The sequence below is a fragment of the Methylobacter svalbardensis genome (assembly GCF_037671525.1).
GTDB classification, from domain to species: domain Bacteria; phylum Pseudomonadota; class Gammaproteobacteria; order Methylococcales; family Methylomonadaceae; genus Methylobacter_A; species Methylobacter_A svalbardensis.
In genome coordinates this window covers 1-11,113 of sequence record NZ_JAWPOH010000084.1, presented here as the reverse complement: position 1 = coordinate 11,113, position 11,113 = coordinate 1, and the positions used below count along the sequence as shown (strand labels likewise).

The 11,113-nt window shown below is 48.8% G+C and carries 13 protein-coding genes; 1 reads left to right on the top strand and 12 read right to left on the bottom strand.

Annotation, left to right across the window (positions count from 1 at the left end; all coding sequences use genetic code 11):
• Nucleotides 1-130: 130 nt before the first annotated feature.
• From RW114_RS18340 to RW114_RS18290, 11 genes are all read right to left on the bottom strand, one after another.
• A complete protein-coding gene (locus RW114_RS18340) occupies nucleotides 131-589 on the bottom strand; it encodes a JAB domain-containing protein (protein WP_422614843.1) in 459 nt (152 codons plus the stop codon).
• 182 nt (nucleotides 590-771) lie between these two features.
• On the bottom strand, nucleotides 772-1,137 hold the full coding sequence (locus RW114_RS18335) for a DUF6876 family protein (protein WP_340124201.1): 366 nt from the start codon (nucleotides 1,135-1,137) through the stop codon (nucleotides 772-774).
• An 88-nt stretch (nucleotides 1,138-1,225) separates the two neighbouring features.
• Nucleotides 1,226-1,630: a hypothetical protein gene (locus tag RW114_RS18330; RefSeq protein ID WP_340124200.1), complete on the bottom strand. Its 405-nt coding sequence runs from the start codon at nucleotides 1,628-1,630 to the stop codon at nucleotides 1,226-1,228.
• Nucleotides 1,631-1,913: 283 nt separating this feature from the next.
• Complete coding sequence (locus tag RW114_RS18325) at nucleotides 1,914-3,707, bottom strand: VWA domain-containing protein (protein WP_340124199.1); 1,794 nt, start codon at nucleotides 3,705-3,707, stop codon at nucleotides 1,914-1,916.
• An 83-nt stretch (nucleotides 3,708-3,790) separates the two neighbouring features.
• Nucleotides 3,791-4,870: a DUF3150 domain-containing protein gene (locus RW114_RS18320; protein WP_340124198.1), complete on the bottom strand. Its 1,080-nt coding sequence runs from the start codon at nucleotides 4,868-4,870 to the stop codon at nucleotides 3,791-3,793.
• 111 nt (nucleotides 4,871-4,981) lie between these two features.
• Complete coding sequence (locus RW114_RS18315) at nucleotides 4,982-5,728, bottom strand: hypothetical protein (protein WP_340124197.1); 747 nt, start codon at nucleotides 5,726-5,728, stop codon at nucleotides 4,982-4,984.
• Between the two features lie 2 nt (nucleotides 5,729-5,730).
• The gene (locus RW114_RS18310; protein WP_340124196.1) at nucleotides 5,731-6,672 is read right to left on the bottom strand and encodes an AAA family ATPase; all 942 of its coding nucleotides are present in this window, start codon (nucleotides 6,670-6,672) and stop codon (nucleotides 5,731-5,733) included.
• Nucleotides 6,673-6,841: 169 nt separating this feature from the next.
• Complete coding sequence (locus tag RW114_RS18305) at nucleotides 6,842-7,843, bottom strand: YqaJ viral recombinase family nuclease (protein WP_340124195.1); 1,002 nt, start codon at nucleotides 7,841-7,843, stop codon at nucleotides 6,842-6,844.
• Nucleotides 7,840-8,166 carry a hypothetical protein gene (locus tag RW114_RS18300; protein ID WP_340124194.1) on the bottom strand — a complete coding sequence of 109 codons (327 nt, stop codon included), beginning with the start codon at nucleotides 8,164-8,166 and terminating at the stop codon, nucleotides 7,840-7,842. Before RW114_RS18300 ends, RW114_RS18305 begins: the two co-directional genes overlap by 4 nt.
• Nucleotides 8,167-8,271: 105 nt before the next feature.
• Nucleotides 8,272-9,288, bottom strand: a complete 1,017-nt coding sequence (gene bet, locus RW114_RS18295) for a phage recombination protein Bet (RefSeq protein ID WP_340124193.1) — start codon at nucleotides 9,286-9,288, stop codon at nucleotides 8,272-8,274.
• A gap of 163 nt (nucleotides 9,289-9,451) precedes the next feature.
• Nucleotides 9,452-9,784, bottom strand: a complete 333-nt coding sequence (locus RW114_RS18290; protein ID WP_340124192.1) for a hypothetical protein — start codon at nucleotides 9,782-9,784, stop codon at nucleotides 9,452-9,454.
• A gap of 323 nt (nucleotides 9,785-10,107) precedes the next feature.
• Between RW114_RS18290 and RW114_RS18285 the strand changes: the two genes are divergently transcribed.
• Nucleotides 10,108-10,473: a hypothetical protein gene (locus tag RW114_RS18285; RefSeq protein ID WP_340124191.1), complete on the top strand. Its 366-nt coding sequence runs from the start codon at nucleotides 10,108-10,110 to the stop codon at nucleotides 10,471-10,473.
• A gap of 251 nt (nucleotides 10,474-10,724) precedes the next feature.
• Here RW114_RS18285 and RW114_RS21070 read toward each other — a convergent pair whose 3' ends face one another.
• The gene (locus tag RW114_RS21070; RefSeq protein WP_422614842.1) at nucleotides 10,725-10,970 is read right to left on the bottom strand and encodes a Kiwa anti-phage protein KwaB-like domain-containing protein; all 246 of its coding nucleotides are present in this window, start codon (nucleotides 10,968-10,970) and stop codon (nucleotides 10,725-10,727) included.
• Nucleotides 10,971-11,113: the final 143 nt, after the last annotated feature.

The following is an 11,113-nucleotide window of genomic DNA, read 5'->3' as shown; positions in this document are numbered from 1 at the left end:
CAGTTTTTGTACAATTGAATTCGAAAAGCTTAGCGTTATGATTTTAAGTGCTCCTTTAAGTTTTTTCAGTAGAAATAAGTATATCTTCAAAGGAGTTTTTTACTGTTTTGGAAATTAATTTTCTGGAAGTCTATAGCACCCGAATGTCTATGGTTGCCAGGCCTTGCTTCAGCTTGTCGGTTATCTGTCTATCAGCGTGGCTGGGCGTACAGATGCCAGACGGATGGTTATGCGCAAAGATAACCGCATTGGCGTTGCATTGGAGCGCTCGTTTGACCACTTCCCGTGGATAAACCGATGCGCCGTCGATCGTTCCGCTGAACATCCTGGCATCGAGTAGGAGCCGGTGTTGGTTGTCCAAAAACAATACGTGAAAGTGTTCACGTTCCTCCAGAGCGAGAGAAATCACCAGGTAGTTTTTTACCAGCTCAGGGGCTGTGAATGCGTCCAAGGTAGGGTACAAATCTTTACTTTTAAGCTCTGTTAAAACCGCCTGTAAAGCCTTAGCAAGCGTAGCGTTGAGGTCTGGAATTGCCCTGGCCTTATAAGGTATAGGTGGTTCGTTGTTTATTTTATTACTCTTGGTCATAGCGGTAGCTCCGATAAGGTTAATGAGCCCCTGGTCTGAGGCGGCTCAGGTTAAGTTGAAACGGTAGGGGGATTTATTGGTCTGTCTATGTCTGACTAAATGGGGGAAATGGCTAGGGGTCTTGGCACCTATGCTGCGCTCTTGATAATTCCCGTGACGTTGTGCCGATTTAATGTGCTAAATCAATACTCAGAAGGAAGCAACAGCACCCCGTCGACCAGCCATAACGCCCACTCACCTTCCGGGAAATCAGTAAACGGGATGTTTTTGTGCAGATATTCGTTATTATTTCCATCCTGAACACTGAGCATCATTGAGCGCACTTCAACCGTTAGTTTTATGGCCACGAAGCTATCCCATTCGCCAGATTTCTGCTTCGGGAAGAACTCGGTGCCAATAATATCTAGCAACCAATAAGCGCCGACTGTGGTAGCCAGATATTTGATGCCGTCGGTATAGTTCATTTCTTGATACAAGGGGTTGTAGTAATAGTGCTCAGTGCCGGTGAATTGCCCAAGTTCGGCTTTAAATTTCGCTAATTCAAGCATTGTCGTGCTCCTGTGAAGTTGGCAAGAAACCACGCCCGAACAGGACGCAGGTTCCCGCACGGTTAAATGTGGCTAAAATTCTGACTACTTAGTTTTCCAGTGATTGTTTATCCAAGGCTTCAAGCGCCAGAGGAATCAATTGATCCAAGTCTTCCCAGTCAACCGATTCTCCAGACGTTTCGCCGCGTTGATAAGCTTCAATTAACCCTCTGCAAACCCGAAATGCAGCCTGTTCTTTCTTAAATTGCCGTACCGAATGATCGGGTTCAGGATAGTGTTCGACGGCTTCACATTCCCAAGCCATACGCTCATCCCCAGATTCATAGTAATCATCGGACAATAACGGCATAGTTTCGGTATCATCCCAGATTAAAGCTTCATTGAACGCCTGCTCGGCAAGCTGTTGTGCCTCAGCCTGATCTTGGGCTGTAATGCCCACTGAGACCCGGTGGACGTAATCAAGCTCATACGAGACGATGAATTTTTTGTTCATGGTGAACTCCTAGTATTTGGCAACATAAAACCACGCCCGGACAGGACGCGGGTTCTTGTCGGGTTAAGATTCAAGCAGATCGCTTTCATAAGGATCAATCTCTTTATTGCAGTTCGGGCATTTGTCATTACAGGCGCAATCCCATTCGTCATACCAATTCTGATGACAGTAAGGACAGCAATAATGATTCAAATAGCGCACTGTGGGTGGTTCAGTAGCCGAATGGCTAACGTCATTTACTGATACGAATGACATACAGAGTTCCTCCAAAAATTGCAGAACATCAACTTGCCATCAGCACCGTCTTTGACAACTCAAATAACTGGCTACGCAGTCCTCTGAAATCGTTAATGGCAATGGCTCTAGGAAACAAATGACTGACATCAATCCCTAATCCAATACCCACGGTTTCAATACCGCTATCCCGGCAACGCTGCAATATCTCCAGCGTTGTCAATGGATCGTTAGGCTGACCATCGGTCATGACCATTAACACCTTGCGAGGTTCCCGGCAACGCAGTAGAGACGCGGCACCAAACCAGATCGCCTCAGTCATCGGCGTACTGTCCAGTGCCTGTAACGAAAAGCCACCGACCTTGGAGCGAACCCGTTCGCCATGTTCCAAAACACGAAATACCGACTCGTCATCAATGCCCGGAAACGCGGTAATGCCAGGGTTGACACCGGGTATGCCTTCAAACGCCAAGGCCAACGCCAGAGTGGCTTCTAAAGCGATAGTCAGACGTGATTCCCATGACTGACTGTGGGTGTTGAGTACCTGATAGCTCATGCTTTCAGATTTATCCAAGAGCAGATGAATCGCCGTGTTCGGCGATGATTTGACAGAACCACGGGCAAACACACGACCATCCCCCAAAGCCAATTGTGGGAGTCTGCGACCGATAACCCGATGTCCAAGGCAAGACTGATGCGTCCGGCTCATGTTTTGCGCTTGTACCAAACCTTGTAAGGCCGCACGGATCTTTACCGATTCGCTTTGTACCTTATGGAGCAAGCGCAGACCGGCCGCTTCATTACCGACTTGCCTCAGACCAATAGGCATCACCGACTCAGCGACATTGCGCTCATCCAGGGTCAACTCGGCTTTGACGGCTTCAAACACATCCTGGTCGAGCTCAGTGTCCGAAACAGACTGAAGGGCTTCCTGTAATGGCTGGAAGTCCATCGACTCATTCTCCTCAGTCGAACCCTGACTAACCGATTGTTTACTCTGTTGATCGTCCAACTCAGAACCCGTAGCAGAATTTGATCCAGCGTCATCTGCATCACCAGGCTCAAGCGAGTCTGGTGATGAGGCTGTATCTGAGTCATCAGAACTATCCGGACTTTGATCTTCTTGTTCTTCATGCGAATCACCCTGACCGGCATTAGAATCCGCATCTGCGTCAGAATCAGCCTGAGTCACTGAGTTTTGCTGTTGCTGAGTCTGTTGTTCACATTCCTGCTCGATCATAGTCAAAATGCGATCTGCCAAATGCAGACAATCCATTTCAGACTTCAGCTCCTCTGGGACTTCCGATAACAAGCCTTTAAGGCGTATTACCGCACCGGCAGGGAAATGGGTTTTAAGCGCTTGCTCACTGAGCTCGACCAACGAAGTTAATGCCGTTTGACCCAGCACCCCTGCCCTAAGGCTTTTCAACACGTAGCCATAAAGTACATTAGCCGGATGATCTTCAGCCGTAGCGGCCTTAAAACCACCTGATGCAATCATTTTTTCAACCACCGTTCTCAGTGTCAGTCGGGTACCAGGAAAATCCTTGGCCAATTCATGCTCGATACGGACATCTTCTATTGCCCCACACAAGCGCCGCCGCAGCACCGATGTACCAAAATCGATACTGAAATCGGAATAGCGGATATGCGCAGCTTCGTGGGCTAATAAACCCCAGGCATAATCCTTATAATCAGGATCACTGCCGTTATACGCAGGCAATTGTATTGACTTGCCATTGGTGTAAGCTTGATCACCACCGATCTGTACCTTGATGCCAAACCGATTACCAATAGCGGCTGCCACAATGGGAAAGGCGTTTTGTAGTGTGTTATTTTTCATGACTTGTTCCTAAAAAAGTGAAGAGACTTAGCCATACCCCCCAAAGAGGCGATGGCTTACTTGCCCCCTTGGGTTGTTACTGGTCAAAACCAGCGGTCGGTATCAGACCCGGTCTTATCGTCCTCATCATCTTCAGTTGTTACAATTTCAAGGTCGCACTCATCCGATTCAAGCTCCTCCTCAAAAATACCAGCAAACAACTCTGAAAATTGATCGTTATACTCAGTGGAAACGATTGTTTCTGGTTGTAATACAGGCAATGCCAACACAACCGCAGACGCATCATCAACACTCTCATCCGGCTCAATAGCCAGGCTGTGATCAGCCAACAATCCTGCACCATGTCGTTTAGTTTTATCCGGATCGGCTAACAACATGGCTGTGGCGAATATCTCTTGCAAAATAATGCCTTCAATAGCGCCTTTGGTAGGGATTCGACTCAACAGGTCATCAATAGTGCTCACCACCGGCGCTACCCGATAATCCAAAAAGCCCAGACCATCCAGTTTGTCGCGCATACGCTTAATAGGCCTAACCACATTGCGGGTAACTTGCTCCTTACCGATCAGCGATTGCTCAATAAACTGGTTAGCATCCAACGCTATTTCATAAAACATCTGCTCGCTTAACGAGCCTATTTTGTTTTCAAGACGCACCACCTCTTCTATAGGCAATGCATCAGGCAAGCCGACAGTCACTACCAGGTAATCAAACGATAAACGCGTCGATACGAACTCAACCGAATCCACGGCTTTTTCAATGATGTAACCGAATTCCGGATGGCGAACCACCCAGTCAGTAACCGCCGCATCATAGCCTGCCAAGAACTCTTTTTTTGCCGCTGCAAAATCCAACCCAATCCGCTCCAACTCGGCAATAATGTCAGGCGCAGCTTCACAAGGAATGGCATAGCCACCCAAGAAGCGAGTACCTATGCGCAAACAGATGCGCTCAGCTTCCTTTTTCAAACGATTGAATACCGACAGCTGTTCTGGATCAAGCAAGCGTTTGGAACCCAGATTGGCTAAATCTTCCGGAGGAAGTTTGCTGCCATCTGCTAACACCAGGTCTTCTTTTTTCAGTTTCTTACGTGCGCCGTAAATGTTGGCTTCTACTTTCACCAATACGATGTGCTCTAAAATGATATTTGCTGCATGAGACATAAGTACCTCCTAAGTGAAAGAGGCACAGCTAACCCGTAGGGGCTGGCTCGCCCCTTTCGGGTTGAATAACAAAGTGTGCGGAACTTCCCGCGTTACAAACTGGCTACTGGGTTAAAACCAACTATCGTCCTGTTCAGCCATGGCCTGAGCGAGATTCAGCTTGGGCTTCAATAGCCCCAACTGTTCTGCTACTGACCTGATGCTCTCCAGATCACCGCCAAAAAATCCCAGTATTTCCAACTCCGCTTTTAGATCAGCCGATAGTTCCCTACTGTGCTCCGTGGCGATACCGATTTCTACGCCTGCAAAGCCCTTGAACTTGAACTTCAACGCCATCAACAACAGCCAAGGCTTAGCGCCATGAAATGATTGAAGCTGACCGCTTTGTGTAAAAGCTTGCGGCGTCAGCGTAAGATCAAACAGCTGTTGCCAGCCATTCCAGATCTGTTCAACTTCGGCCAGTTCTTCGTCGTAGGCGTACAGAACAGCTATCATCCGCCTAAGCTCGCTACCCAGCTGTAAACAGGTTTCCGGATCAGCGTTGCAGTCGATATGCCAGTACAGGGTTTCCGGCCTATCGGCTGTCACTGGCTGAGTTCCTGGCTCCGGGTTCTGTAAAGGAAAAGAGACATTGCCCTCATGATCGATAGTCACTTCGCCAATAAACACATAGCCTTTGTGCTGTTTTTGCAGTTCAATGTCGACTTGACTGACGCCGTTACGCGTACTGCTGCTGGGTAGACGACTAGCGGTTTTTCCCCATCGGGTAGTGACGGAGCCGTCAGGATGGGTTTGTACCGCCCAATCCTTGCTGCTGCCATCAGGGTTTCGATAACGAAACAGATCCCAGTTAGCCATCACTACACCTGCCAATCATCCCCGAACACATCTTTGGCTATGCGATGTATCGCTTCGCGTTCAGCGGGTTCGGCTCTAAAGGTCAAGGCTCTGTCCAACGAATACGCCAACGCATTTGGCGCACTTTTGAAAGTCGCGACCAGAGAGGCCCAGCGCATCAAGCCACGCGTCGATAAGGTAACTGACAACATGCCGCCGCCATCCTGACCGCCGATAAAAATCTTACGTATCTGATTGGCAACCTTGATCATGCTTTCCCGTACGGTTTCCGGCATATTGGGCACGAGCTCGGCGAGCAGCTTCATTTCATCTTCAGGTGCTGGATAACCGACCTCCATCAGCCGAAACCGATCCAGAAAAGCGAAGTTCTGCCGTAATACGCCTTGATATAAGCCCGATTGATCGCCATTACCCGCACTATTGCCGGTAGCGACTAAACGGAATTTAGGATGAGGCATGAGCACGGTACCGGTCTGAGGGATGGTCAATGGCTTACCTTCGACAATCTCGTTCAGACCAATCAGTTCCGCAGGATCGACAGCATCGATTTCATTGATTAATAAAACATGCCCTAAACGGACAGCCAGCGTCAATGGGCCGTCTATCCATTGCATCGCACCGCCATCGACCAGCATGTACTGACCGAGCAGATCGTTGAGTTCCAGCCGCCCATGGCCAGTGACCGTGTGTACGCCCCACTGTAATCTCGCCGCGACTTGCTCCAGTAACGAGGTCTTACCAGAACCACAGGGCCCGGTAAGATACAAACCATCGCCACTGGGTGAGCCTAAAAACGCCAGCACATCGCGCAACTGATCTTTACGGAATACATACGACTTTTGCAGCGGTACATAAGGATTTTGTGTAGCTTCAAAACCTTCGACCTTCATACTGGCCGAAGCGGAAATACCGAACGTAGCGGCAATTGAATAGTGTTTTAACATGGTGAACTCCTTGGATTGGGTGAATGCCCGAAACACAGGTACACACCACTCCCCGAAAGGAATGGTGTGTACCTTCGGGGCAATAGAAGATCTGGCTAGCCAGGGATAATGCTTAAGCAACTGTGGAAAGTTGTCTATCTGTAAAACGGATTAGGGCTTACTACCCTGTTTAAAACCAATAATCGCAGCCGACCAAGCCTTTCAATACCGCCGCATCAAAAGGCACTTCGGCATGTTTGCCTTCATCGTCCCGACAGGTAATACGCACCCGCTGGCTTGATTTTTTGCGATAGCTTTCCAGCACCGTTTCCGATACGGCGGGTAACAAGGTCTGTAAGGCGGCTTTGTAGTCGATACTGCCTTGCATTTGAAAGCAGTTGACTCGCACTCCGGAATGCTCGGCGGCTCGATAATCTCCCATCAACTCCACCAGCCCTTTTTCAATATCTGGTTGTAGGGCCTCCAGGGCTTTTAGCTGAACTTTTAGTTCATCAATTTGCAAGGCGTTCTGCCGGTAATTGGCCGCCAGTTGTTGCCATTGCTGTTCGGCTTGGCCGGTGGGCAAAAACAGATCGCGTTCGGGATCTTTGTTCGGTTCCTGACCTAATTTCAGTGCCGACCAGAAATCCATTGCCGTTTCGATTAGCGTTCTGATAAAGCCATCGTCACGCCGGATTTCAAACTCTATAATTTGCCCCTCCAGGTAAAAGTACAGAAAACCGCGTTCAGCGTCTGCAACGAGTAGCTGTTGTTGCACCTGGCACCAGTACAGTTGATAGGCCCCTGATTGTTCCCGGTTCAGCAACACATCCAGAAAGGTGTTCTCATGCGGGCATTTGATTTCTACCGGCTCGTTGTCTTCGGACAAGCCGTCAAATGAAGCACGCATCAACGGATAACGTTCGGATTCACCACACAGCGGTAGCAGCATGACACCGTGTTTATCCTCAAAGTGTTGCAAGGCGACAGGTTCCTGCTGGATACCAATACGGATTAAGGGATTGTTTTCCAAACTTTTCTCCAGCACCAAGCCGGTTTTCTCAGCCCACAAACGCCAGGGGGTCTTATAAGGCGAGCGCTTCATAATCACCGCCGCCTCACTGGCGCTAACGCCTTGTGCTCGCCAAAGTCGCCACGGGTCAGAGCGTTGCGAAACATTGACAACTTTCATCGCCCTTGTTCCGGCAACTGAATGTGACAACCCCAACGCTGTGTCGATAGCCCCAGTTTAATGAGTTGAGCGTCACAGCGTCTGGCCCAATGATAGTCATCAAAAAGCAGTAGCTGGTGATCGCTTATGCTCAGACACTGCCCGCCATAGCTTGCCACCAATATCTCCAGTTCCGACTTTGACAACGCGTGTAGTTCCTGGAGCGGATCGAGTTTCCAGCTACGTTCCAGAAAACCACGACCCTGTCGGCGCAGGACCGTAGGTGAATCGAAACGCCACCAGTCGGTATAGCAGGGGTGAGGGTTAAATGATTGATCGTTCATTGTTATCTCCTTACCAAAACAGAGCGTCATGCTGTTACCCACGAGGGCGAGACACGATGCCCTGGCAGGGTTTAAAGTTGAAAGATTAAGCAGTGATGCTCAGGGTTAATGTCGCGCAGCAGATAAGGCCTCACGCGCCTGAGACAAGGCTTCCACGGCGGGTGTCACGGGTGGTTCCGGCGGCGGCTGATCAGTAACGGATGCTGACGTATCAGCAGCAGAGGCCTTGTCTAACTCAGCCATAGCGAACGTTAAATCCAGTCCTGAGAACTTGTTCTTGGCATAGTCGTAAGCCGCTTTCCAGGCACCCGCCAACGCCGTTCGGCGCACCAGTTCTGCCACTGCTTTTTGCACCTTCGGACTTATTAATGATAAATCGATGGCCTCCGATACCTCGTTTACCGTCATTCGCGTCGCTTGACCATTGATGACTGTCGTGTCATTTAAAGCATCGATACCATCGATGCTTTTACCGTCCATCTCTTCAGCGGCGTACCCGCACTCTTCAGGAAAAGCGGTTCGTAACGAGGCTGCCTTTCCGCACTTGGCTAATTGCCCTTTTGGGCGCTTGATCCACATCGCGGTAGGAATTTGCGAATATTTGCCACCCGCTGTGCTATAAGCTTCAAGCCAGTACACTTCCTCGGTAAACGCACAGCGGTGGCCATTGACCAGCCGGTAAACGGTTACTGCCACCCATTCCGGAAACGTCACTTCCACACGAGTTTCCTGCCACTGCTCGTTGTCATCCTTAAAACGGCCGCTAAAAGTATGGGTCTTATCAGGACCCCACACCGGCCTATCCATGCCCGCCCAAACACCAGTACGTGAGGCGGTTGTCTGGATTTCCATAATGGACGGCCAAACGGTTTCCACACTGCGTCCCAAAGCAGCATTCCACATCGGTACCACATGCACCGGTTTCTTAAAGATGTCTAATTTGCGGGTTCGGCAATAGTCCAAGGCCATCATGATGGCCTCAGGCGTTTTTGCGGTGGGGAAAGTGACTTCCGTCAATACCTTCCAGGATTGTTCTGATACCTCATACAGCTGTTTAGCTTCAGCAGGCATCGGTAGATTGCGGGTTTTAGGCGGGTAGTTAGTTTTAGAAGCGTTAGCCATGGTGTTTCTCCTGATCGAAAACAGAAGACGCAATGACCCCAAAGGGATTACGTCCTCAAGGGGTTAGAAAATAGCGCAACTCAAAAAACCAGCTGCTATAAGGCCTGACTAAATCGGGACTGCTCATAAGACGAGTAAAGCGAGGCGTAGGGATGAGACGGGGCTAATCGGTATTTTGGTTAAATACGTAGCTGCAATCAAGGCATTGGTAGTTATCCAGTACCCGTTGATCGACGACCTCGCCCAGCTTGGCACCAGTAATGCCGCCAGTGGCCGCCCCGACCAGACCGCCGATGATGGCTCCTGCGATACTGCCAAGCGCCACCCCGGCAGGACCCGCCATAACGCCCACCGTGCCGCCAAATTCGGCACCGCTCATCGCACCGGCCACACCACTGGCGGCACCACCCACAGTACCGATGACACCACCGACCTTTTTGCCACGATCTAACGTGGTGATCCGAGTAGATTGGCAGTTTGGACATAGTTTATGCATTGGAATATCTCCTTTATAAAAAACAAACGTGCAGCCGCCTTCCTCATTCAGGCAATGAAAACTAAGAGGAACAGCGGCGGCAGAAAAGCTAGGCTGATCGCATGAGCGATCAGCCTAGTAGGGGGTAGTAGCTACAGATGTAGGGCAACAATGGCGATAGTTTGAGTACCGTCAAGTAATGTATATATGACTGAAAAGGGTTAAAAACGGGATGAACAAAACAACCCCTAATAGTATGGGGAATGTATACACCTCAATATATGATGTCTTTAGATCTCTATCAACGGGCGTTTACCACTAAGATCTTAGTTAGGAACACGATTATGTATGAAGACAACAATGATAAATTTGCAAAATTAAGAGCTATTGAATCCGGCCAAGTCTCTGTATCCACAGCACCAGATGTTAGAAATTGGAGCTTTGAAAAGGATGGCAACATCATGGGAACTATTACTGGATTTGATAGCTTTACGCATCCATCGTTCGGTGAACAGCGTACAGTAATAGTGCGACTGGAGTCTGGAGAGGTAATTTCGGCTTTTTTAAATGGCTACTTACAGCAAGGAATGGATCGTCAACAAGCCGCCGTGGGTAATTTGGTTTTGATTCAGTTTTTTGGAAAGCCAGCAGGTGAACGGTTTAATCGATATCATCTTGTGATTCAAAAAGATCAACCTGAAATGTTTTAACTGACAAAGCAACGTACCGGCTCTGGCTGGTACGTTGCTTTGTCGCCTATGTAAAATGAGGCTCAACAAGTATCGATTTTCACAGCTGTTTGCTGGTGGTTTACACAGAAATTTTTACCCTTCTACCAAAAGTTTAAGCTTCCCTACTGTTCAAACTATAAAATAAAATTGCTGCTCAGGTTCGGGGTGGGTTATGCGTTGCTTCCTGTCGGTGTCCAGGTGAGTCATCATGGGAGAGGCAGTTAGAAAAACTACTCGACAGGTGACGTGGATGGCACGTCGTACTGATTTTCTGATAACTCGGAACGTAAACGGTGATCGAGTAATATATGCATGATAGATCGCATTGTTTCTTCAGTTGGAATAATGCGTCCAGAATCGTCAAACTGAATTCCCCATTCTCTTGTACTGCTGACATCTCTTAGGCGAATGAGGTAGTTCGGGTTTTTATAATAGCCGCGAGCACGTATAACGTGAGCGTCTATTTTTTCACACATAGACAAACTATGCCGCTTGATTTAAAGGCTGAATTTTTTCAGTTAAATTCCAGGGCAGAAATTGATCTAATGCCTCAGGTTGATAGTGCCGACCTAATATAGGTAGTTCAGTAAACAAGTATTTCAGATAATCAAAAGGCTCC